The organism is Mesorhizobium sp. B2-3-5 (genome assembly GCF_006442395.1).
GTDB lineage: Bacteria > Pseudomonadota > Alphaproteobacteria > Rhizobiales > Rhizobiaceae > Mesorhizobium.
Genome location: NZ_VFVX01000004.1, coordinates 80,637 through 103,558 on the forward strand (window position 1 = coordinate 80,637; position 22,922 = coordinate 103,558).

Genomic DNA, 22,922 nt, shown 5'->3' on the forward strand with positions numbered 1-22,922 from the left:
GGAGCGGCTGTGCATCAATGCATGTTCGGAGCCAGATGTGACGACAAAATTCGGCGAACTGCTCGAACAGTTCCGCGCCTATCTCGCTTCGGTGAACGATGCCCTGGTGCGAGACGCCGTGGCGCGCATTGGCTGGGACATGCCGGCCCGCGCACTGGAGCCGCATACGCTCGGCTGTCTGCGCCATCTCGATCGCGCCGCCGAACTGAGGCCGCCGGATGCGAAGCCATTGGTGCAATTGCTGGCGCGGCAGCGCAACGATTTGCATTGGGGGCAGACCTACACGGAGGCTGATTTCGGCAAGGCCTTCATCGACAATTACGGCTGGCTGGAAATGTTCGGTACGCGTGGCCATTTCGCCAATGACGAAGTGGCCGCCGGCCTGCTGATCCTCGGACCCGATATCGTCTACCCCGACCACCATCATGTCGCCGAGGAGATTTATATTCCGCTGACCGGTGGCACAGAGTGGCGCATGGGCGAGGGCGGCTTTCGCAAGCGGGAAGCCGGCGAAGTCGTCCACCACGCTTCCAACGTCAACCACGCCATGCGGACGGGCAAGGAGCCGCTGCTGGCGCTCTACCTCTGGCGCGGCGGGCCGCTGGCGCAGAAATCCACGATCACCGGAACCGCGACGCAGGGCCGGAACTGATGGCCAGGGCGATCATGCTGCAAGGCACGGGTTCGGATGTCGGTAAGACGGTGCTGGTTGCCGGCCTCTGCCGCGCCGCAAAAAAACGCGGCCTGAAGGTGCGGCCGTTCAAACCGCAGAACATGTCGAACAACGCCGCGGTCGCCGACATTCCCGGCGACAACAGGCATGGCGGCGGCGAGATCGGCCGTGCGCAATGGCTGCAAGCAATCGCTTGCGGCGTCGCGCCGTCCGTCCATATGAACCCGGTGCTGCTCAAGCCTCAGACCGATGTCGGCGCGCAAATCATCGTGCAGGGCAAGGTGTTCGGCGAGGCGAAGGCGCGCGACTACCAGGCGCTGAAGGGCCGACTGATGGACGCGGTGCTCGATTCCTGGGCGAAGGTCGGCGAGGACGCGGACCTTGTCATCGTCGAGGGTGCCGGCTCGCCGGCCGAAATCAATCTGAGGAGCCGCGACATCGCCAATATGGGCTTTGCCACGCGTGCTAATGTGCCGGTTGTGCTGGTCGGCGATATCGACCGCGGCGGTGTCATCGCCTCGGTTGCCGGTACCCATCTGATCCTGCCGGAAGAGGACCGACGCATGATCGTGGGTTACCTCATCAACAAATTCCGAGGCGATGTATCGCTGTTCGACGATGGTCTGAAGGCGATCGAGAAATTCACCGGATGGCGCTGTTTTGGCGTGGTGCCGTGGCTGAAGGCGGCGGCAAGGCTGCCCTCTGAGGATTCAGTGGTGCTCGAGCGGCTTGCGTCCGGCGAGGCGCGCGCGCTGAAGGTGGCGGTGCCGATGCTTGGCCGCATCGCCAATTTCGACGATCTTGATCCGCTCAAGGCCGAACCGCAGGTCGAAGTGGTGTTCGTGCCGCCTGGGAAGCCGCTGCCACAGGACGCGGGACTGGTGGTTATTCCCGGTTCCAAGTCGACGATCGGCGATCTTCTGAAATTCCGCGAGAATGGCTGGGATCGCGATTTGTTGGCGCACCGCAAGCGGGGCGGCCATATCGTAGGCATTTGCGGCGGTTTTCAGATGCTTGGCCGTATGGTGCGCGATCCCGATGGTATCGAAGGCCGCGTCACCGAGGCCGAGGGGCTCGGCCTGCTCGACATCGAAACGGTGATGGAGCCGGAGAAGACCGTGCGCAATGTCAGCGCGCGATCCGTCCCGTTCGACCTGCCGCTCGAGGGTTACGAAATCCATCTCGGCCGCACCACCGGCCCGGACACAGCGCGGCCGTCGGCGATCATCAATGGCGTCGAGGATGGTGCGATCTCGGCCAATGGCAAAGTGATCGGCACCTATATGCACGGCCTGTTCGGCGCCGACGGCTTTCGAGGAAAATTTCTCGAAAGCCTGGGCATCAAGGGTGGCGGCATCGACTACCGGGCCGAGGTCGAGCGGGCGCTGGACGAGGTCGCGGCCGAGTTGGAGACCCATCTCGACTGCGATGCGATTTTCGCCCTGGCGCGCTGAGGCGCGCCGATATTCAGGTGATGCCGGCCTGCAAACGCCGGTTTCCTGCGCTTCCGGTGCTCACGTACTTCAAGTAGCTTCGCTCCGGTTCTCGGAACCCGTCATTTTCGGCTCGGCCTGACCTGAATCTCAGCACGCCTTAGGTTTGCTCAGGCCTTTTTCTCGCCGGCCTTCGGCCAATAGGTGCCGAAGGACCAGACATTGCCTTCGGGGTCGCGGCAGATGAATTCGCGACTGCCATAGTCGCGGTCGGTCAGTTCCTGGATGATCGTGGCGCCGGCTCTCTTTGCCCTGGTGTAGGCGGCATCGGCATCGTCGACGGCGATATAGATCGACTTGCCGCCGCCGGAACCTGGCTCCCCGACCATCTTGCCGTAATCGTCGTCGCGCACGGTGCCCAGCATGATCATGGACGAGCCGAACACCAGTTCCGCATGGTGCACGACATCGCCTTCGCCATAGCGGGCTCGGACGCTGAAACCGAAGGCCTCGCACAGCCAGTCGATCATTTTCGCCGCATTTCTGTAGCGCAGGGCGGGGTAGAGGCGGGGTGGTTCGGTGCTGTCGGTCATATCGATCTCCTTCGGTTGGATTGGTCGATGCCACTGTGGGCGAAGGCCCTTCCAGCGTCTTGAAGAAATGTTACCTGGCCGAAAGTGCCGTCGGCGTCTCGCCGGCAAGGTCACGGAATTCGCGCACCAGATGCGCCTGGTCGGCATAGCCGCAATCGGCGGCAATATCGGCCCAGCCGCTGGCCTCCTGTTTCGACAGGCCGAGCGCGCGGTTGAAGCGCACGATGCGCGACAGCGTCTTGGGGCCGATGCCGATGGCGTTGGAAAAGCTGCCAGCCAGATGTTTGCGGCTCCAGCCGAGTCCTTCGGCGAGCGACGCAATCCGTGTCCGTCCGCCCGATGTGACGATGCGGTCATAGGCCCATGCGATCTCCGGCGGCGTTTCGGTGGCGCTCGCAAGACGGGCGGTGACGAAGGCTTCCGCGATATCGAAACGCGCCGTCCAGTCCGGCGCGTTGCCTATGCGCTCGCGCAGCGCCATGCCCTCGGTGCCCAGCACGTCGTCGAGCACGACCATGCTGTCGGTCAGCTCGCTCATCGGCAGGCGAAAGAAGCGGCGCGCGCCAAGCGGCGTGAAATTGATCTGGACGCAGCAGGCGGCGCCGAAGGATTCGATCATCACAGGTCCGGCGAAGAGGCCGGCGGCGAAGCTGGCGAACCGGTCATTGTCGTCAGGCGCCTTGCCAAGGCCGATGGCGAAGGGCTCTGCGAAGCTGATGACCAGCGGCACGGTCAGCGAGGCGTATTCGACATTGCAAAAATGGCCGGCAGCGGTTTCGCGGTAGCCGCAAATGTCGGTGACAACGCCCTCAAGCGCGGGATCGGGAAGACGTCGGCGCATCTCGAAGCGTCCAGATATGGAGCGGTCCTGTTCCGTTCGGCGCTGCATCTCGATCGGCATTGGCCATCCTTCCGCTCGGCCAATCCAATATTATTCGAACAGTGGCTGTCTATCAAACGCCGATCATGACACGCAGCGGGTTGGCCGGGTCGGCCAGCAGTTTCGCCGCCAGTGCCACACACACGATCACCAGCAGCGGCTTGATCAATCTGGCGCCGATGCGCATGGCGAGGCTGGCGCCGAGGCGGGCGCCCAGGAACTGGGCAACGCCCATCATCAGGCCGATCTTCCAGGAGATGACGCCGACGGCGGCGAAGACGATGAAGCCGCCGATGTTGGAGGCGAAGTTGAGCAGCTTGGTATGCGCCGTCGCCTTGAGCACGCCGTAGCCGGCAAGGGCGACAAAGGCCAGCATATAGAAGGAACCGGCGCCCGGCCCGAACAGGCCGTCATAAAAGCCGATTGCCGGCACAAGGGTCAGTCCGAACAGGAAGGGCGACAGGCGCTCGGCCCGGTCGACGTCGTTCATGTTGGGTTTGAGCGCGAAGTAGAGCGCAATGGCGATCAGCACCAGGGGCAGCAGGGCGCGCAACAGATCGCCGGGAACGATCGTGGCCAGCAAGGCGCCGACGGCACTCCCGGCAAGCGCCAGCAGGGCCGATGGCAATTGCCGGCGCAGGTCGACATGGCCCTTGGAGGCATAGTGGATCGTCGCCGACCCTGAGCCGAACATGCCTTGCAGCTTGTTGGTTCCGAGCGCCTCGACCGGTGAGAAGCCGGCAAGCAGCAGCGCCGGAATGGTGATCAGCCCGCCGCCGCCGGCAATCGAATCGACAAAGCCCGCGGCAAAAGCGGCGAAAGCGAGTATGGCGACGGTCTGCAGGCTGAGGTCGATCATTGAGATGAGGAAGCGTCACTTCGCTGAGATATCAGGCCTTCGACCACGACCACCCCGTTTGCGCAAGGCCGATTCCGCGCTAACTCTAGTGGAGAGAATCGGAAAGAGACGCCCCATGGCCTTCGCATTGCTGAACCAGATACGTTCGATCTTCGACGGCGATCCTGGCGTGCGCAAGGTCGCGGACGATCCGGTACTTTCGGCGGAACTCCTGATGTTGTTTCGCATGATCCTGGCCGACGGCACGGTCAGCGAGAGCGAGATGGTTGCTTTCCGGCGCATCTGCAAGGAAGCCTTCGGCATTCCTGAGACCAGCATCGACGCCGTCATCGAATATCTCAATGAGTTCGGCTACGAGACCAACGGCTCGCAGGCGATCGCGCTGTTTCGCGATCTCGACATCGAACGCCGCAAGCAATTGGCCCGCCACATGGCCGAGATCGCCAAGGCGGATTCGCAACTGGCCGAGACCGAGGTGCGCCTGCTGCGCCGCACGCTCGACCTGCTCGACATCAGCCCGGTCGATGTGGTGAAGCCGGAAGAGTAAGGCCAGAGCCAAGCTTGAACGCTGTTCGGCCGGGTCCCCGCTGCTTCGCCGCGGTCCGCTCACCCCTGTTCCTGCATTCTCCTGGCGATTGCCCGATGCAAATCCGGAGCCGCCGCAACCAGTGACTTGGCGGCCTCGGACTGCGGACGATCCAGAACCTCGCTCGTCTTGCCGCGCTCGATGATCTTGCCCTCATGCATGACCAGCACCTCGTCGGTGATGGCGCGAGCGACGGTCAGATCATGGGTGATGAAGAGGTAGGCGATGCCAAGCTTCTGGTTGAGCTCGGCGAACAGATCCAGGATCTGGGCACGGATCGACACATCGAGCGCGGAGACCGGTTCGTCGGCGACGACCAGCTTGGGGCGAGTGATGATGGCGCGGGCGATCGACAGGCGCTGGCGCTGGCCGCCGGAAAACTCGTGCGGATACTTGTCAATGTCCTGCTGGCCAAGGCCGACCTCGTGCAGCGCATGGGCCACCATTTCACGGCGCTCGGCGCGCGTCGGTTTCCTGTCCAGCACATGCAAGGGTTCGGCGACGAGTCTTTCGACCTTCTGGCGCGGGTCGAAGGAACCATAGGGATCCTGGAAGACAACCTGCATGTCGCGCCTTGCCGGTTTCAGCTCGGCTTCGCTCTTGCCGGTGATGGTGTCGCCGCGAAACCGGATCGTGCCCGAACTCGGCCGGTCCAGCGCCAGGATCATGCGCGCGAGTGTCGACTTGCCGCAGCCGGAGCGGCCGACCAGCGCCACCGACTGGCCGGGCGCCATCGACAGGGAGACATCGTCGACGGCACGGATATCAGGCGCGCGCCGGAACAGCGAAGTGCGCCGGCCGGGATAGTCGCGGGTCACGGCTTCAACCTGAAGCAAGGGTTGGCCCGGCCCGGCGCTGCGTGGCCTGGCGCGTGCCGGTACATGCATCGAGGCTTGCGCCAACTGGCGCGTATAGGAATGAAGCTGTTCCGACAGCGTGCGCGCGGTGTCGCCGGCCTCCATCACCTCGCCGCGGCGAAGGATGGTGATGCGATCCGCCATCTCGGTCACCACGGCGAGGTCGTGCGAGATCAGCAGCAGACCCATGCGGCTCTCCGCGACGAGGTCGCGCAGGAGATCGAGGATCTGCGCCTGCAGCACGACATCGAGCGCCGTCGTCGGCTCGTCGGCGATCAGCAGCTTCGGTTTCAGCGCGCAGGCGATGGCGATGACAACGCGCTGGCGCTGGCCGCCGGAGAGTTCGTGCGGATAGCGCGACAGCGGGAATTTCGCCGAGGGAAGGCCGACACGGTCCAGCATCTTTCGCGCCCGCTCCTCGGCCTCGGCGCGCGTCGCTTTGGTGTGCCAGCGTATGCCTTCGGCCACCTGTTCGCCGATGGTCTTGACCGGATTGAGGGCAGTCATCGGCTCCTGAAAGACCATGCCGATGTCGTCACCGCGCAGCGCGCACATCTGGTCCTCGGTCGCCGCAAGGACATCGACGCCGTCGAATGTGACGCGCCCGCTGGCGCGTGCGGCGTGCGGCAGAAGCCGCATCACGGTCAGCGCTGTCATCGATTTGCCGGAGCCGGATTCGCCGACCAGTCCCATGACCTCGCCAGGCGAGACGGAAAGCTCCATGTCCTTCAGGATTTGCGTATCGCCGATGGTCAGCGACAGATTGTCGATCTCAAGCAGGCTCATCGCTGCCGCCGCGATTTGGGGTCGAGGATGTCGGCGATGCCGTCGCCCAGAAAATTCAGGCCAAGCACGGTGATGACGATCGCCATGCCGGGAAAGATCGCCATCCATGGCGCCACCACCATGCGCGTCTGCGCATCGAACAGCATGCGGCCCCAACTCGGCATTGGCGGCTGCGCGCCGAGGCCGAGATAGGAAAGCCCAGCTTCGGCCAGGATGCCCAGCGCGAACTGGATAGTGCCTTGCACCAGGAGCAGCGTGGCGATGTTTGGCAGGACATGTTCGACAGTGATCTGCGTGCTGCTCTTGCCGGCGGCGCGCGCGGCAAGGATGAATTCGCGCGGCCAGATCGCCAGTGCGCCAGCGCGGGCGACGCGGGCAAACACCGGAATGTTGAAGATGCCGATGGCAATGATGGCGTTGATGGCGCCCGGCCCGAAGATGGCGGTGATCATGATGGCCGACAGCAGCGCGGGGAAGGCGAAGACGAGATCGTTGACGCGCATCAGCGCTTCGTCGACGAGGCCGCCGCGGGCCGCGGCAAAGGCGCCGAGCGGCACGCCGACACCCATGCCGATGCCGACCGCGACCAGCGCCACGGCAATCGAATTGCGCGCCCCGACCATGATCATCGACAGGATGTCGCGGCCGAAATGGTCGGTGCCGAACCAGTGCGCCAGCGAGGAGCCTTGGGTCTTGTCCGCTATGACCAGCTTCGTCACATCGTACGGCGTCCAGACATAGGAGACGATGGCCATCGCCAGGATCAGCGCGGTGATGATGAAACCGGTAATGAAAGCGGTGTTCCTGAATGCCTTGGCCAGGATGCCGCTGAAAGTATCCTCGGGGATTTCGATGTGCAGCGTCATTGCCGGGTCCTCAGGCGGGGATCGACCACCGCATAGGAAAGGTCGACGACGAGGTTGACCGCAATGACGGCGGCGACCAGCAACATGACCACGCTTTCGACGACGATCAGGTCGCGCTGGGTGATCGCCTGGAACACCAGCCGGCCGAGGCCGGGCAGGTAGAAAACATTCTCGATGATGATGGTGCCGGCGAGCAGGAAGGCGAATTGCAGGCCAAGGATGGTCAGCACCGGGATCATGGCGTTACGCAGCGCGTGCCGCCACAACACGGCGCGGTAGGGCAGGCCCTTGGCGCGGGCGGTGCGGATATAGTCCTCGTTCAGCACCTCGATCAGCGCCGAGCGGGTGACACGCGCCAGGATGGCGGCCTGCGGCAAAGCAAGCGCCACCGCCGGTAACAGCAGCGATTTCAGCGCCGGCCAGGCGCCGGCGGCCCAGCCTGGAAAACCGCCGGCCGGGACCAGGTGCAGCCAGACGGCGAAGACATAGATCAGCATCAGTGCGAACCAGAAATTGGGCACGGCCACGCCAAGCTGCGCCGCGCCCATCGCCACCATGTCGCCGACCCGTCCACGCCGGCTGGCGGAAAACAGCCCGATCGGAATGGCGATGATGGTGGAGAGCGCCAGCGCGATCAGCGCCAGCGGCAGTGATACGGCAAGCCGTTCACGCACGAGATCGATAACCGGCACCGAATAGGTGTAGGAGCGGCCGAAATCGAGGCTGAGCAGACCGCTGGCCCAGTGCAGGTAACGCCAGGCAAGCGGTGCGTCGAGACCCATCTGGTTGCGCAACAGCTCCACCTGGTCGGCGCTGGCGTTCATGCCCAGCATCAGCCGCGCCGGATCGCCGGGGAGGACTTCCAGCACGGCGAACACCACGATGGAAGCCAGCACCAGCGTGGCGATGGCTATTGCGAGGCGCTTGAGAAGGTAGGCGGTCATGGGAGGTGGGGAACCGCAACTTCGTCATCCTGGGGCGAAGCAGGAGCGAAGCGACGTCGCGAAGACCCCAGGATCCATGCCGTGACAGAAGTCGAAGAGCGCGGCGGTCCAAAACCAGCGTTGCCTCTTTCTGTCTCCAACTCACGTTCCCCCAGGTTCTGCGTCGCAGCATCGCTCATAAGTCACGGAATGGATCCTAGGGTCTACGCAGTTCGCTGCGCTATCTGCTCCGCCTTAGGATGACGAACCGTTGTGAGAGCCTCACTCGCTCCACTTCACCTTTGTCAGGTCGTTCGCAGGGATCGGCGCGTTTTCCCACCACCCTTGCAGCTTGGCGTCCCAGACCCCGACCTTGGGCAGTTCGTAGAGGAAGCCGACTACGGCATCGTCGGCAAGGATCTTTTGCGCTTCGGCATACAGTTCCTTGCGCTTGGCCTCGTCCGAGGTCAGATCCAGATCGGCGATGATCTTGTTGAAGGTCGGGTTGTCGTAATTGAAGTAGTAGTCCTTGCGCGAATAGATACCGATGTCGTTCGGCTCGGTATGGGAGACGATGGTCAGGTCGTAGTCTTTCTTGGTGAATACCTGATCCAGCCACTGCGCCCATTCGACCGGAATGATCTCGAGATTGATACCGACCTCGCGAAGTTCCGAAGCGATGATCTCGCCGCCGAGCCGCGCATAGGAGGGTGGCGGCAGTTTCAATGTGGCCTTGAAGCCGTTCTCCAGCCCGGCCTCCTTCAAGAGTTCCTTGGCCTTGTTGACATTGTGCGGATAGAGACCGGTGAGGTCGACATAATATTTGTTGGCCGGCGACATATGCGAGCCGATCGGCAGGCCGAGCCCGGCCGAGGCGCCGTCGATGATCGCCTTGCGGTCAAGCGCGTAGGAGATCGCCTGCCTCACCTGCAGCTTGTCGAAGGGTGGCTTCTTGTTGTTGATCGACAGGATGGTCTCGCCTTCGGTCGCGCCGACCACGATTTTGAAGCGCGGATCATCCTTGACCTGAGAAACGCTGTCGGGATCGAAGAAGGGGAAAGCCTGTATGTCGCCGGAAAGCAACGCCGGCACCGCGGCGGCGGCATCGGGAACGATGCGGAATTCGGCCTTTTCGAGGAAAACAGGGGCGCCCCAGTAATGGTCCGATTTCACCAGGGTGATCGATGAACCCTTGGCCCAGCTCTCGAACTTGAAGGGGCCGGTGCCGATCGGCTTTTCCTTGTTGGTGTCGGCGGATTTCGGCGAAACGATCACCGCGTCGCCCCAGCCCATATTGTAGAGGAACGAGCCCTGCGGGTGGGCGAGCGTGACCTTCACGGTGGCGGGATCGACCACTTCGACCTTGTCGATGGCTGCAAAGAGCTGCTTCTGCGCGTTGATGGAGTTTTCCGCGCGGGCACGGTCGAGCGAAAACTTCACGTCATCGGCACTGAAATCGGTGCCGTCGTGGAATTTCACGCCGGTATGCAGCTTGAAAATATAGACCTTGCCGTCGTCTGAAACGGTCCAGCTCTCGGCCAGATCCGGCAGAACTTCGCTGTTCGGGCCGATGCGGGTAAGGCCCTCGAAGACGTTGGCGTATGTGACCTCCCTGATGGCCGCGGCCGCTCCTGCCGTGGGATCGAGATGCGGGGGCTCAAGCGGAATGCCGATGACCAGATCGGTCCGGGCGGCAAACGCCGACGTGGCGGTTGCGAACGCCAGCACGGCAGTGGCCAGAAGGGTCTTCCACAGTTTCATCGCTGAACTCCCCATGTGCTCAGATGCTCAAGCCGGCGGATAGAAGCGTGATTTCGCGCGGGAGTAAATTGCGTTTCGTGCTGTCGCGTCACGCGAAGTGAAATGTTTTTGCGCCGCGGGCTGGTCATGCAGCCGTGCCGCGCAGCAGCACGTTGAGGCCGATCGCCATTACCTTGGCCGATTCCACCATGTCCGATATGCCGACCCACTCGTCCGGCCGGTGTGCCAGGTCGAGAATGCCCGGCCCATAGGCGATGCAGTCGTGGATGTGGCCGATCCGCGCAACGTGCTTCTGGTCGTAGGTGCCGGGCGAGATGACGTAATCGGGCTCGCGGTCGAAGATCGCATGAATGCCTTGCGCCACCGCCTTGACCACCGGCGCGTCGCGCTCGGTCATCAGCGGCAACACTTCCATCAGGTCGCGGATCTCGTAATCGAACTTTTTGCGTTCGCGCTTCAGCCGGTCGAGAATATCTGTCACTTCGCCCTTGACCGTGGCGAGATCCTCCTCGATCAGGAAGCGGCGGTCGATGGTCAGCCGGCAAGAATCGGGCACGTTGGGCGAGGGCAGGCCGGGCCGGAAGTCCTCGGTCTGGCCGCCATGGATGGAATTGATGTTCATGGTCGAGCGCCTGGCGCCTTCGGGCACCACGGGCATGCGCGTCATCTTGCGGTCGAGTGCCGGGAACAGTTCGTCCTCGAAGGCCCGCAGCACGGCGCCCATATGGCGTACCGCATTGTCGCCGAGGAAGGGCATCGAGCCGTGGGCGATCTCACCCTTGGTCTCGATCTCCGCCCACCAGACGCCGCGATGGCCAAGGCAGATGCGATCCTTGTTCAACGGCTCGGGGATGATGACGTGGTCGACCCTGGGTTTCGAGAAATAACCGAGCCTGGCCAGATGGGCGACGCCGCCGAAACCGCCGGACTCCTCGTCGACCGTGCCCGATATTTCGATGGCGCCGGGAAAATCGGGGAAGACTTCCATGAAGGCTTCGACGGCGATGATGGAGGCGGCCAGGCCGCCCTTCATGTCGCAGGCGCCGCGGCCGTAGACCTTGCCGTCCCTGACGATGCCGGCAAAGGGATCGACGGTCCAGCCATCGCCGGCCTCGACCACGTCGATATGCGAATTGAAGTGGACGCAGGCGCCGGGTGATCTTCCGTCGAAACGGGCCACGACATTGACGCGCGGGTAGCGATCGGTGTCGCCAGGCGTGCCTTCGGCGCGGATGAACTCGGTTTCGAAGCCGCGCTTCTTCAGCCGCGCGCCGATATATTCGGCGCAAGGCCGGTAGGCTTCGCCCGGTGGATTGATGGTCGGAAAACGGATCAGGTCGCCGGTCAGCGCCACCATCTCGTCGCGCCTGATGTCGATTGCCTTGAGGAGTCGCTCGTTCATGCCGTGAGTTGAGCAGCGATCCCCGTGGTTTTGCAAGCCCCTCGATCAAGCCGTGCGGCGTGGCGTTGCGGCAACTATTGCGGGAAATCGTTCAAATTCGCTGCTTTGGATTGGCGAATTGGTCAAGGAGTACGTGCTATCTGTTCACCGCCATTAAAAAAGTGAAAACAACGTGATGGCGGGCAGGCAAGGGGCAATCAAAGGGGTTTGATCGCATGAAAAAGTTCTTTCTTGTGGCAGCGATGCTGGCAACCGCGCTGTTTGGTACATCGATCGCAAGTCAGGCGGCCATGCTGGTGGCGAATATCGACGTGTCGTCGCAGACAATGACCGTCCGGTATGGCTCGGCGGTTTACCGGTGGGCCGTATCCACCGCCCGTCCGGGCTATTTCACGCCGCGCGGCACTTACCGGCCGCAGCGGACCGCGCGGATGTGGTATTCGCGAAAATACGACATGTCGCCGATGCCTTATTCCGTGTTCTTCCGCGGTGGCTACGCCATCCATGGAACGGGCGCCGTCAGGCAACTCGGCCGTCCGGCTTCGCATGGCTGCGTGCGGCTGCACACGGCCAATGCCGCGACCTTCTATGCGATGGTGCGGGAAGTGGGCCTCGGCAACACACGCATTGTCGTCAGCAACTAATGTCGTCCAAATCGGCTTCGTCGTCCGGCGTAGAACCTGCGTTCTCGCCGGCGGCAGGCTCAAGCGGTTGAGACGGGAGCCGGCTTGGGCCGCCGTTTGCGCCGCCAGTTGCTGATCTCCCACCGTTTGTGGAACCACATCCACTGGCCGGGGTCCTCGCGCACCCAGCGCTCGACCACGTCGTTCAGCATCTGGGTGGTGGCGTGGACGTCGACGCTGCCGTCAGCCGTGCGCGGCAAGACCAGCTTGTCCTCGATTTCGAGCCGGAAGCGGTTGCCGGGCAGCCTGACGCAGCGCGCCGGATAGACATCGCAATCGTAGTGGCGGGCAAGGGTGCCGAGCACGCGATTGCTCTGACAGGGACGGCCGAAGAAGGTCGTCTCCAGGCCATTGGAGAATTTCTGGTCGACGAGAACGCCAATGTTGCCGCCGTTTTCCAGCACCCCGGCCAAGGCAAACGAGGCACCGGCCATCGACGGCAGCAGCGATCCCATGGTCGAGCGGCGCGTCGAAAGGATATAGTCGGCGAGGTAGGGGTTGTTGGGCGGGCGAAACAGCGCCGTGATGTTCATGCCGAAGGTGGCTGCGGCCACCGGCAGCAGCTCGAAATTGCCGAGATGGCCGGTGAAGACGATATGCGGCTGCTTTTCGGCCGCGATCTCGATGAAGTGCTCAATGCCCCTGACCTCGATGCGGCCGGGCTTGCTGGCGGCCGGATCATAGTCGAACAGGGCGTCAAGGAAAATGTATTCGGCGGCAAGCCGGGCCATGTTGCCCCACATATCGGAAGCGATGGCCTGGATTTCGCCCTCGCTCTTTTCCGGATAGGCCTTGCGCAAATTGTCGATGGCGACCTGGTGACGCCCAACCCTTGGACCAATGAGGCGTGCGACGCGGTCGGCGAAATTCAGCGCGCTGTCGACCGGCAGCAGGCGCAGCATCGACATGATGATCATCGCGGCGCGTGCAACCAGCCAGTAATTCACCTGGCGCAGCTGCCGGCCATAGCGGAACTTCAGGTCGCGGCGAAGCTTCTTGAGCACGGAGATCAGGACCTAGGCGACGCGCAGGATGATCTTGCCGAAGACGTCGCGGCCTTCCATGCGCTTCAGCGCCGCATCGATATCGTCGAAGCCGACCTCGGTATCGATGACCGGCGCGACCTGTCCGGTCGCCATCTTCTGCATGGCGTTGGCCATGTTCTCCATGCGGCAGCCGAACGATCCCAGAAGTTTCAGCTGCTGCTGGAACAGCTGCATCAGGTTGATCTGCGTCGACACGCCGGACGTCGAGCCGCAGGTGACCAGGCGGCCGCCGCGCTTCAGGCACAGCATCGAGCCGGCAAAGGTATCGGCGCCGACATGTTCGAACACCACGTCGATGCCCTTCTTCTTCGTCAGCTTGCGCACGACGCCTTCGAAACGGTCGTCGCGGTAGTTGATGACATGGTCGGCGCCAAGCGCCTTGGCCTTTTCGATCTTGTCGTTCGACCCGACCGTGGTGATGATCGTGCAGCCCATGCGTTTGGCCAGCTGGATCGCGGCGGAGCCGATGCCGGAGCCGCCGGCATGGATGAGGATGGTCTCGCCGGGCTGAAGTTTCGCATTGTCGAACAGCATGTGCTCGACCGTGCCAAAGGTGACGGGAGCCACCGCGGCGCCGATGTCGCTCACGCCAGGCGGCGCTGGGACCAACAGGCGTGCCGGCAGGTTGATCTTCTCCTGCGCGAAGCCGTCGAGGTGGAAGCCGTGGACACCGGAAACATGTTCGCACAGATTGTCGCGGCCTTCGCGGCACGCACGGCAAAGGCCGCAGGTGCGGGCGCCGTAGATCGACACCAATTGTCCGGGCAGCAGGCTGGAGACGCCGGGGCCGACCGCCTCGACCTCGCCCGAGGCTTCCGCGCCGACGACCAGCGGCAATTTGCGCTTGGCGAAGGCCATGCCGCGCCAGCCCCAGACGTCGATATGGTTCAGCGCCACCGCCTTGATGCGCAGCGTGACTTCTCCGAGTGCGGGGGGCGGGGGAGGCGGCAGGTCCACCGTTTCAAGACGGCGGTCCTCGATAAGTTGCAATGCGCGCATTGGGCCTGTCGGTTCAGTGGGACTGAAAAAGGTCGCTTAGACCGGTTCCCGCGCCATGACAAGGCAAGTGTTCTGGCCGCCGAAGCCGAAGGAGTTCGACAGAACGCTGCGAACCTCGGCATTGCGCTTCTTGTTCGGTACCACGTCGAGCACGATCGCGGGGTCGGGATTGTCGTAATTGATGGTCGGCGGAATGACGCCTTCGCGCATCGTCATCAGCGAGAACGCCGCCTCGACCGCACCGGCGGCCGACAGCGTGTGGCCGATCATCGACTTGTTCGACGAGATCGGCATCGAGCCGATCCGCTCGCCAAACACGGTCGACAACGACAGATGCTCCATCTTATCGTTTTCCGGCGTCGAGGTGCCGTGGGCGTTGACGTAGTCGATCTCGTCTTCGCCCAGGCCGGCGTCGGCGAGGGCGGCGCGGACCGCCGCGATCGCCGGCGAGCCGTCCGGCTTCGAGCGGGTGCGGTGGAAATCGTCCGCCTTTTCGCCGCAGCCGCGCAGGATGCCGAGAACGGCGGCTCCGCGGGCGAGCGCTGCTTCAAGCGATTCCAGCACGAGCGCTCCGGAGCCCTCGGCCAGCACGAAGCCGTCGCGGTCCTTGGAAAACGGCTTGGAGGCTTTTTCCGGAATGTCGTTGTGGGTCGACAGCGCCGACAGTAGCGAAAAGCGGATCAACGCCTCGGCGGTCGCCGAACCGTCGGCGCCGATCGACAGCGCCCGGTCGCATTCGCCGCGGCGGATCGCCTCGACCCCGAGCTGGATGGCGGTGGCGCCGGAGGCGCAAGCGGTCGACAGCGTGATCGGCAGCCCGCGCGTGCCGAACCGGTCGGCGAGCCGGTCGGCGATCGAGCCGAACTGGGTGGTCTCGAAAATGTCGAGTTCCTTCAGGCCGCGCGCCACCCGCAGCAGCCTTTCGGCGCCGGCGTCGTCCTTGTCGGAATTGTAGAGCGAGAAGCGTTCGTGCCAGTCGAGCTCGACCGGCGGCGAGGCGAGGAACAGCGGCCCGCCGAAATCGCCGGAATTCAGGCCAGCTTCGCCCACGGCTTCCTGCGCGGCGGTCTCGGCCAATTCGTAGGTGAGGGGGCTGGCGCCCTTCGAACTCGACGGCAGGAAATCGACCATGCCGGAGATTCGAGTGTTGAGGTGGTCGATCGGAAAGCGGGTGATCGGGTGGATACCCGACTTGCCCGACGTCAGCGCAGCCCAATTATCGGCCTTGCCGACGCCAAGGGAGGTCACCACGCCGATGCCGGTGACGGCGACGATCGGCCTGCCCATGTGATCTCTGAGATTGGCCATGCAGAAGCCCTCAACCTTTTATCATTACAGCATCGCCGAAAGAATGCCGCCTTACGCAGCGTTGACCAGCGCCATGCCCTCGAATTGGTGATAGCCGATCGCCGTTGCAAGGACGGTTCCGGGAATGCCTTGAAACGGCTTCTCGGTGGCGGCATCAAAGACGGGGTAGGCGGCCTTGCGGTCGACGGCCAATGCGGCCAGCGCGACGGCGAACGGAAACTGCGCTTCCTTCATGTGCCCGGTCAGCGTTGAGAAGCCGCGCGCGGCGATTGCCGGATTGGCATCGAGCGCGGCTTTCTCGGCGGTGGTTGCCGCATGCGCGCCGGACGCCCCCGACATGGCGAGCAACTCGCCGTTCGGCAGCGCCGCCTGGGCGAGCAGTGCGTTGATCTCGGCGGCGAGCTCTCCGCGCGACCGCCTGGCGCGGCCGGAAACGACCGGTCCCAGCTCGGCATAGATCTTGCGCCCCCGGCTCATCGCGTGTTCGCGCTGCTCCAGCACCAGGAAGGCACCGCCGGAGCCAGACACCACGCCGCCGCCATCGGCCCCTTGCCTTCGCCAGACAGGCTTCCACGGGCCGCGATGCAGGTAGCCGGCCAATTCGTAGCCGAGCAACATGTCGGAATGCTCGGTCTGGAAAGCACCGCCGACCAGGATGTGTGTCGACTGGCCGGAGCGGATGCGCGCGGCGGCCGTCTCGACGGCGGCGACGCCGGCGCCTTCCTCGCCCATGAAGGTTCTGGACGAGCCGGTCACCTTGTGGACGATGGAGATGTTGCCTGCGAGCAGGTTGGAAAGCTGGGCCAGGAACAGGGTAGGCCGCAATTCGGTAGTCAGCTTCTCATTGAGCAGCACGTCGCGGTCATTGCGGCTTTCCGAGGCGGCAAGAATGGCGGCATCGACCGCCTCGTCGCGCTCGCCGCCGCCAGCGGCGACAACCATGTCCATGGTGGCGCAGAGGTCATCATTGCCCTTGATGCCGGCATCGTCGAGCGCAAGCCCGGCGGCATAGGTGCCGAGCCGCTGCCAGGTTTCCATCTGCCGCTGGTCGCCGCGCTTGGCGATCTGGAGGTTCCAGTCGATCTCCGGCAGCGGATGGATGGTGTAGGGCGCAAAGCGCGCCGCTTCGAGCATCGGCTGCAGGCCTGGTTGCGCGAGCTTCTGCCAATGGGCTTCCGGGCCTTCTCCCAATGAGGAGACAAGGCCGATTCCAGTGATGACGACGTCGCGGGGGCTGCTCATGAGCGGCTTTGTGGGTCAGGCGGCGGAGCGCGTCAAGGTCGCGCGCTCAACTGACGTCAGGCGGTCTTGGCGGCAACCAGCGCGTCGATCTTGGCGCACAGGTTCTTCATGACGAAGTAATCGTCGGTGGAAGCCTTGCCGTCATTGACTTCCTGGGTCCACTTTTCCAGCGGCACCTTGATGCCGAATTCCTTGTCGATGGCGAAGACGATGTCGAGGAAGTCGAGGCTGTCGATACCGAGATCGTCGATCGTGTGGCTTTCGGGCGTGATGGTGTCGATATCGATCTCGCTGGTGTCGGCAATGATCTTGGCGACTTTGTCGAACGTGGTGGACAAGGGCTTTTCCTTCTTTGCGGGCGGAATCTGTCCGCAGCTTGTTTGGGCGCTGTCTAATCGGTTTTTCCCGGCAGGAAAAGGCCTGATGAGCCGGGCACGGATGGGAAGCATGCCCAAGAAAGGCAAGAAGGCCCGCCGGTCAAGCGGCAGTTCCGCCGGTTGACGTTCCGGCAGCTGCCGGTGATGGCAAACCGCCGCCGTCTTGCCGGTCCTCGGGCCGGTCCTCAGAAAGTGACGCGGCCGAGCACGCGCAGACCGTCGCCCTGCGGCTCGACCACCACGGCCTCGCCCTCGCGCGGCGAGATGCCGGTGAGCGCGACGATGTTTTCCAGGTGGGTAACCATGACCAGATTGTCGGAGCCGGAATAGGCGCGGATTTCCTTCAGGATGCCGGCGATCTGCGCGGCCTTCTGCGCATCGTCGCCCTTCAAGAGGTCGAGCGGCGCGAACAGCTTCGGCTCGGCCTCGAAGGCGATGCGCGCTGTGTCGAGGCAGCGGCAGTAGCGGCTGGAGAGCACGCGCTCGACGGGCGCCGCGCGGGCGGCGAACAGGGCGCCTATCCTGCTCGCCTGCTGCTTGCCGCGCGCCGACAGGTTGACCTGGGTGCCGCAGTTGTCGATGTCGAAATTGGCGGGGTCACTGGTGCCGGTGACCATGGCGTGGCGCAGCAGAACCACATGTCCGCCGTCACGCAGCAGCGCCCACCCGGCATCCGTTGCGTGGGCCGCCACAGGCACAACAAGCAGGAACAACGCCAAGGCCAATCGGATCATCGTCACCTTCCAGGAGCCCGGCATCGGCCTCCGACGATTCGCAGGATGACAAACCATACGTTGCGTTTCCAGAAGAGTTCGCCGACTTTCAGATATTCCGGTGGTCATCGCTGGGGCGGCTACTGTGGATATTGCCGCGATTGCGCCCCGGGCATGGCTCGCCTATCCCTGAAAAATGTCTCCGCTCACAGAAACCGTCCTCTTCGTCTTCAGCCTGGTCGCGCTCGGCTATCTCGCCGGGTTCACAGGCTATCTCAGACCGTCAAGTGGCGAAGGCATATCCGATTTCGCGGTTTCGGTGGCGATGCCGCTGCTTCTCTTCCAGACCATGGTGAAGGCGGATTTCCACGGCGTGGCGCCCTGGCCGCTGTGGGGTGCCTACTTCACGGCGGCGGCGATCACCTGGACCGCCGGCCATGTCGTCATCACGCGGATATTCGGACGGGATGCCCGCGCCGGCGTCGTCGGAGGCGTCTCGTCCGCCTTTTCCAACATCGTGCTGCTCGGCGCTCCCTTCATCCTCGGCATATTCGGCCCGAACGGCTTCGAAGTGCTGTCGTTGCTGGTTTCCGTGCACCTGCCGATCATGATGATGGCGTCGATCGTGCTGTTCGAGATATTCGGCCGCGGCAGTGGCGAACATGTGCATCCGCTGCGGATACTGCACAGTTTCCTGAAACGGCTGTTCATCAACCCGCTGATCATCGGCATTCTCCTGGGGCTGGCATGGCGGCTCGGCGGCGTTCCGCTGCCAGCCCTCGTGATGCGGCTGGTCGAGGCCTTGGCAAACACCGCCGGGCCGGTGGCGCTGTTTGCCATGGGGCTCAGCCTGCGCCGCTTCGGCATATCGGGCAATGTGCGGCCGGCACTGGCGCTTTCGGCGCTGAAACTGTTCCTGATGCCGGCGCTGGTTCTGGGCTTCGTCTGGCTGCTCGGCCTGCCGCCCTTGACGGCCAAGGTGGCCGTCGTGGTGGCGGCACTGCCGTCCGGCATCAATTCCTATCTTATCGCCGTGCAGTTCAACACCGGCCAGGCGCTGGCATCGAACCAGATGACAATCGCCACCGCTTTTGCCGCCGTTACCACGGCCTTCTGGCTGACGATTGTTTTGCATGTCTTCGGGTAGGTATGTCGATATGCCCTTGAGCGAAGCAGGATTGCTCTCGTTATGGGCTGGCCCAACCCCTATATGCCATCTTGCGATTGCTTGCGGGGCTTGCCCTAGGTAAAGAGCAGTGGCTCCGGCGTGCCGGCTCTTTCGGATCATGGCGCACGCTTCACGCAGAATTCACAGACCGGCCCCTCAGCGCGCCGAACGGAGGATAGACCATGCTTCAGAAAACCAGCCATTTCATGCGGCAGGCCAATCTCATCAACGGCGAATGGGTGGCGGCCGACAGCGGCCAGACGATCGACGTCACCAACCCCGCCACCGGCCTCAAGATCGGCACGGTGCCGAAGTCGGGCAAGGCCGAGACCCGCCGCGCCATCGAAGCCGCCGACGAGGCTTTCAAGACCTGGCGCAAGACGACCGCGCTCGAGCGTTCCAAGCTGCTGCGCAAGCTGCATGACGCGATGATGGACAATCAGGACGTGCTGGCCGAGCTCTTGACCATCGAGCAGGGCAAGTCGCTGTTCGAATCGAAGGGCGAGATCGGTTCGGCCGCTGCCTACATCCTGTGGTTTGCCGAAGAAGGCCGCCGCGCCTACGGCGACATCGTGCCGTCGCCATGGGCGGACCGCCGCATCCTGGTGACGAAGGAACCGGTCGGCGTCATCGCCGCCATCACGCCGTGGAATTTCCCGTCCTCGATGCTGGCCCGCAAGCTCGGCCCGGCCCTGGCCGCCGGCTGCACCGCCGTCGTCAAGCCAGCCTCGCAGACGCCATATTCGGGTCTCGCCTGGGGCGCGCTCGTCGAGGAAGTCGGCTTCCCCAAGGGCGTCGTCAACATCCTGACCGGCTCCGCCGGCGAGATCGGCGATGAAATCTGCGCCAATCCGCTGGTCAAGAAGATCACCTTCACCGGATCGACAGAGGTCGGCAAGATCCTCATCCAGAAGTCGTCGACCACGGTCAAGAAGGTGTCGATGGAGCTTGGCGGCAACGCGCCGTTCATCGTCTTCGACGATGCCGACATCGACCGTGCCGTCACCGGTGCCATCACTGCCAAGTACCGCAACTCCGGCCAGACCTGCGTCTGCACCAACCGCTTCCTGGTCCAGGCGGGTATTTACGACAAGTTCGTCGAGAAGCTGGCCACGGCCAGCAACGGATTGAAGGTCGGTTCCGGCCTCGAAGAGGGCGTGCAGCAGGGACCGCTGATCGACGAGAAGGCGGTCGAGAAGGTCGAGGAATTCATCGCCGACGCCACCTCCAAGGGCGGCAAGGTCGTTGCCGGCGGCAAGCGCCATGCGCTTGGCGGTTCGTTCTTCCAGCCGACGGTGATCGCCGACGCCACGCCCAAGATGCGCTTCATGAAGGAAGAGATTTTTGGACCGATCGCACCGGTGTTCAAATTCGAGACCGAGGAAGAGGCGGTCGCGCTCGCCAACGACACCGAGTTCGGTCTTGCCTGCTATTTCTACACCGGCGATCTCGGCCGCGCTTTCCGGGTCATGGAAGGCCTGAAATACGGCATGGTCGGCGTCAACGAAGGTCTCATCACCACGCCGGAGGCGCCGTTCGGCGGCGTCAAGGAATCGGGCCTCGGCAAGGAAGGCGGACACCAGGGCATCGAGGATTACCTCGATACCAAGTATGTCTGCATCGGCGGCCTTGGACTCTGATAGACCACTTCCGGGATGGGAAGGCTAATAGCCTTCCCATCCCTCATGGAAGACCAGCCGAACTCCTCTGGATCAACTGGCGTTTGCGGGCATGGCGATGAAGGACGGCGAGGTTTTCGGCACGACGCAGGCAGGCGAGCCGGTGCGCCGCTTCACGATCAGGGGCGGCGGCCTCACCGCCAATATCATCGGATTTGGCGCCATCGTCCAGGATTTGCGCCTGACCGGACACGATGCACCGCTGGTGCTCGGCTACGGCAATCTGGAAGCCTATGAGACCGATGCCGCCTTCTTCGGCGCGGTGGTCGGCCGCTATGCCAATCGCATCGGCGATGGCCGCTTCACAATCGGCGGCAACCGCTACCAGACGGAACGCAACTTCCTCGGCAAGCATACGCTGCATGGTGGCTCGCAAGGCTATTCGCATCGGTCATGGGCGGTTGCGCTGCATGGCAGAGACTTCGTCACGCTGACACTGCATGATCCGGATGGTGCAATGGGTTTTCCCGGCGCGCTCGACGTCACCTGCACCTACCGGCTGAAGATTCCCGGCACGCTCAGCGTCGAACTGACGGCGACCTGCGAGGAGCCGACGCTGTGCAATCTCACCCAGCACTCCTATTTCAACTTGGATGATGGTGGTGCCAGCGACATTCTCGACCACCGGATGATGCTGAATGCCGGTGCCTATCTGCCTGTTGATGGCGACATGATCCCGACCGGCGTGGTCAAGCCGGTCGACGGCACGCCCTATGATTTCCGTCAGGCACGGCCGCTGCGCATGGAAACCGAGGGCGAGCAGCTTCCCTACGACCGGAATTTCTGCCTCGCCTCGACGCGCGGGCCGCTGAAGCAGGCGTCATGGACGCAAGGGGCGAGTTCAGGTGTCGAGATGGAGGTCTGGACCACGGAGCCCGGTATTCAGCTCTACACTGGTCAGTACGTGACGCCGCGCACCGGGCTGGAGGGGCGCGGCTACAAGCCTTTCTGCGGCTTCTGCCTGGAGCCGCAGATATGGCCTGATGCACCGAACCGGCCGTATTTCCCGCAGGCGACGCTGTGGCCCGGGGCGATCTACCATCATGTGACGGAATACCGTTTCCGCCTGCCTTAAGTCTCTGAGAATCAGGCCGGACCTCAGCCGGCGAACGCCGCCCGTAGCGTCTCGAACGGTGCCAGTGCGCCGCGGACCTGCACCACGGCGGCGGCGACGCGATGGGCCCGGCGAGCGGCTTCTTGCGGTTCATAACCGGCAAGGCGAGCCGCGAGATAGCCGCCATTGAAAGAATCGCCAGCGCCGGTCGTGTCCGTGGGGGCTGCGACATGGATCGCGGGCACGTTCTGCAACATTGTGTTTTCGGCAATCAACGCCGGCTGCTCGCCATTCTTGACGACGACCTCGCCGACCTGTCGCCCGAGCCGTTCGGCGGTTGCCCGTGGCGTCGCATCATCAAACAGCATCTGCTCGTCGGGGAAGGTCGGCAGCGCGATGTCGGTGACATCAAGCGCTTCGACGATCGCCGCCTGCGCGTCCTGGCGGTTGCGCCACAGGCGTGGCCGGTAATTGGGATCGAAGGCGATCAGCGAGCCAGCCGCCCGTGCCTTTGCTACGGCCGACAGCAGCGTTTTGCGCGCGGCCTCGTCCAGAATTGCCAAAGTGATTCCGCTGAAGTAGACAAGCGCCTGATTTTCCAGATTTTTCGACAGTGCCTCGGGGTCCGAGGCGAGCTCCCGGGCGGCGGCGTCGCCGCGCCAGTAGGTGAAGGAGCGCTCCGCGCCGGCTAGCGTGATCGCATAGAGGCCGGGGCGCGCGCCCGGTATCACCGGGCTGGAGCCGATGCCGATGCCGTTTTCGGCGAAGAAGCCGATCTGGCCCTGCGAGAAGGGATCGTCGCCGAAGGCCGAGACATAGGTTGCCGGCCGGTCCTCACTCAACGCATGCAGCGCCCATAGCGTGTTGAACGTGTCGCCGGCGAAACCCATGCGCCAGTTGGGGCCGGTCTGCCCCGACAGTTCGAGCATGCATTCGCCGATCGAGGCGACGCCGTTTCCCGCCATCTGCAATCCTCCAGTGATCTTGGTGCTGTAGCTTTTTGCCGGCGACAGCGCCATGCTTGGCAAGCAGGC

Annotated in this window: 22 protein-coding genes; 7 read left to right on the forward strand and 15 right to left on the reverse strand. The window is 63.6% G+C overall.

Annotated elements, in window-relative coordinates:
* Positions 1 to 37: 37 nt before the first annotated feature.
* Together FJ958_RS06810 and FJ958_RS06815 are read left to right on the forward strand one after the other, a co-directional pair.
* Positions 38 to 652: a dimethylsulfonioproprionate lyase family protein gene (locus FJ958_RS06810; RefSeq protein WP_140740934.1), complete on the forward strand. Its 615-nt coding sequence runs from the start codon at positions 38 to 40 to the stop codon at positions 650 to 652.
* Positions 652 to 2,127: a cobyric acid synthase gene (locus tag FJ958_RS06815; protein WP_140740936.1), complete on the forward strand. Its 1,476-nt coding sequence runs from the start codon at positions 652 to 654 to the stop codon at positions 2,125 to 2,127. The genes FJ958_RS06810 and FJ958_RS06815 overlap by 1 nt, the downstream gene beginning before the upstream one ends.
* A gap of 149 nt (positions 2,128 to 2,276) precedes the next feature.
* Here FJ958_RS06815 and FJ958_RS06820 read toward each other — a convergent pair whose 3' ends face one another.
* From FJ958_RS06820 to FJ958_RS06830, 3 genes are all read right to left on the reverse strand, one after another.
* Positions 2,277 to 2,699: a VOC family protein gene (locus FJ958_RS06820; RefSeq protein ID WP_140740938.1), complete on the reverse strand. Its 423-nt coding sequence runs from the start codon at positions 2,697 to 2,699 to the stop codon at positions 2,277 to 2,279.
* Positions 2,700 to 2,769: 70 nt separating this feature from the next.
* Positions 2,770 to 3,600 carry an AraC family transcriptional regulator gene (locus FJ958_RS06825; protein ID WP_140740940.1) on the reverse strand — a complete coding sequence of 277 codons (831 nt, stop codon included), beginning with the start codon at positions 3,598 to 3,600 and terminating at the stop codon, positions 2,770 to 2,772.
* A gap of 52 nt (positions 3,601 to 3,652) precedes the next feature.
* Positions 3,653 to 4,438, reverse strand: a complete 786-nt coding sequence (locus FJ958_RS06830) for a TSUP family transporter (protein WP_140740941.1) — start codon at positions 4,436 to 4,438, stop codon at positions 3,653 to 3,655.
* Positions 4,439 to 4,553: 115 nt separating this feature from the next.
* On the opposite strand from FJ958_RS06830, the gene FJ958_RS06835 reads away from it, so the two are divergent.
* A complete protein-coding gene (locus FJ958_RS06835; RefSeq protein ID WP_140740943.1) occupies positions 4,554 to 4,985 on the forward strand; it encodes a TerB family tellurite resistance protein in 432 nt (143 codons plus the stop codon).
* Positions 4,986 to 5,044: 59 nt separating this feature from the next.
* Here the strand turns inward: FJ958_RS06835 and FJ958_RS06840 are convergent, their stop codons facing one another.
* From FJ958_RS06840 to FJ958_RS06860, 5 genes are all read right to left on the reverse strand, one after another.
* Positions 5,045 to 6,667 (reverse strand): dipeptide ABC transporter ATP-binding protein, encoded by a 1,623-nt coding sequence (locus tag FJ958_RS06840; RefSeq protein WP_140740945.1) that lies wholly within the window; start codon positions 6,665 to 6,667, stop codon positions 5,045 to 5,047.
* Complete coding sequence (locus tag FJ958_RS06845; protein ID WP_140740947.1) at positions 6,664 to 7,533, reverse strand: ABC transporter permease; 870 nt, start codon at positions 7,531 to 7,533, stop codon at positions 6,664 to 6,666. Before FJ958_RS06845 ends, FJ958_RS06840 begins: the two co-directional genes overlap by 4 nt.
* The gene (locus FJ958_RS06850; protein WP_140740949.1) at positions 7,530 to 8,477 is read right to left on the reverse strand and encodes an ABC transporter permease; all 948 of its coding nucleotides are present in this window, start codon (positions 8,475 to 8,477) and stop codon (positions 7,530 to 7,532) included. Before FJ958_RS06850 ends, FJ958_RS06845 begins: the two co-directional genes overlap by 4 nt.
* A 261-nt stretch (positions 8,478 to 8,738) precedes the next feature.
* Complete coding sequence (locus FJ958_RS06855) at positions 8,739 to 10,217, reverse strand: ABC transporter substrate-binding protein (RefSeq protein WP_140740951.1); 1,479 nt, start codon at positions 10,215 to 10,217, stop codon at positions 8,739 to 8,741.
* Positions 10,218 to 10,341: 124 nt separating this feature from the next.
* On the reverse strand, positions 10,342 to 11,619 hold the full coding sequence (locus FJ958_RS06860; RefSeq protein WP_140740953.1) for an acetylornithine deacetylase/succinyl-diaminopimelate desuccinylase family protein: 1,278 nt from the start codon (positions 11,617 to 11,619) through the stop codon (positions 10,342 to 10,344).
* A gap of 215 nt (positions 11,620 to 11,834) precedes the next feature.
* Here FJ958_RS06860 and FJ958_RS06865 point away from each other — a divergent pair, with 215 nt between their 5' ends.
* Positions 11,835 to 12,263 (forward strand): L,D-transpeptidase, encoded by a 429-nt coding sequence (locus tag FJ958_RS06865; RefSeq protein WP_140740954.1) that lies wholly within the window; start codon positions 11,835 to 11,837, stop codon positions 12,261 to 12,263.
* A 59-nt stretch (positions 12,264 to 12,322) separates the two neighbouring features.
* On the opposite strand, the gene FJ958_RS06870 is transcribed toward FJ958_RS06865, so the two are convergent.
* The 6 genes from FJ958_RS06870 to FJ958_RS06895 form a co-directional block, all read right to left on the reverse strand.
* Positions 12,323 to 13,306 carry a lipid A biosynthesis lauroyl acyltransferase gene (locus FJ958_RS06870; RefSeq protein ID WP_181176311.1) on the reverse strand — a complete coding sequence of 328 codons (984 nt, stop codon included), beginning with the start codon at positions 13,304 to 13,306 and terminating at the stop codon, positions 12,323 to 12,325.
* A gap of 12 nt (positions 13,307 to 13,318) precedes the next feature.
* Positions 13,319 to 14,347 carry a zinc-binding dehydrogenase gene (locus FJ958_RS06875; protein ID WP_140740958.1) on the reverse strand — a complete coding sequence of 343 codons (1,029 nt, stop codon included), beginning with the start codon at positions 14,345 to 14,347 and terminating at the stop codon, positions 13,319 to 13,321.
* Positions 14,348 to 14,383: 36 nt separating this feature from the next.
* Positions 14,384 to 15,655 (reverse strand): beta-ketoacyl-ACP synthase, encoded by a 1,272-nt coding sequence (locus tag FJ958_RS06880; protein WP_140740960.1) that lies wholly within the window; start codon positions 15,653 to 15,655, stop codon positions 14,384 to 14,386.
* Between the two features lie 51 nt (positions 15,656 to 15,706).
* A complete protein-coding gene (locus FJ958_RS06885; RefSeq protein ID WP_140740962.1) occupies positions 15,707 to 16,897 on the reverse strand; it encodes a beta-ketoacyl-ACP synthase in 1,191 nt (396 codons plus the stop codon).
* A gap of 56 nt (positions 16,898 to 16,953) precedes the next feature.
* Positions 16,954 to 17,235 (reverse strand): acyl carrier protein, encoded by a 282-nt coding sequence (locus FJ958_RS06890; RefSeq protein ID WP_010909964.1) that lies wholly within the window; start codon positions 17,233 to 17,235, stop codon positions 16,954 to 16,956.
* A 224-nt stretch (positions 17,236 to 17,459) separates the two neighbouring features.
* Complete coding sequence (locus FJ958_RS06895) at positions 17,460 to 18,008, reverse strand: histidine phosphatase family protein (RefSeq protein ID WP_140740964.1); 549 nt, start codon at positions 18,006 to 18,008, stop codon at positions 17,460 to 17,462.
* A gap of 175 nt (positions 18,009 to 18,183) precedes the next feature.
* On the opposite strand from FJ958_RS06895, the gene FJ958_RS06900 reads away from it, so the two are divergent.
* The 3 genes from FJ958_RS06900 (at position 18,184) to FJ958_RS06910 (ending at position 21,909) form a co-directional block, all read left to right on the forward strand.
* Positions 18,184 to 19,134, forward strand: coding sequence for an AEC family transporter (locus FJ958_RS06900; protein ID WP_140740965.1), 951 nt, complete (start codon positions 18,184 to 18,186; stop codon positions 19,132 to 19,134).
* A gap of 203 nt (positions 19,135 to 19,337) precedes the next feature.
* Positions 19,338 to 20,795 (forward strand): NAD-dependent succinate-semialdehyde dehydrogenase, encoded by a 1,458-nt coding sequence (locus tag FJ958_RS06905; RefSeq protein WP_140740967.1) that lies wholly within the window; start codon positions 19,338 to 19,340, stop codon positions 20,793 to 20,795.
* A gap of 91 nt (positions 20,796 to 20,886) precedes the next feature.
* Positions 20,887 to 21,909: an aldose epimerase family protein gene (locus tag FJ958_RS06910; protein WP_140740969.1), complete on the forward strand. Its 1,023-nt coding sequence runs from the start codon at positions 20,887 to 20,889 to the stop codon at positions 21,907 to 21,909.
* A 23-nt stretch (positions 21,910 to 21,932) separates the two neighbouring features.
* Here the strand turns inward: FJ958_RS06910 and FJ958_RS06915 are convergent, their stop codons facing one another.
* Positions 21,933 to 22,853, reverse strand: coding sequence for a sugar kinase (locus FJ958_RS06915; protein ID WP_140741272.1), 921 nt, complete (start codon positions 22,851 to 22,853; stop codon positions 21,933 to 21,935).
* Positions 22,854 to 22,922: the final 69 nt, after the last annotated feature.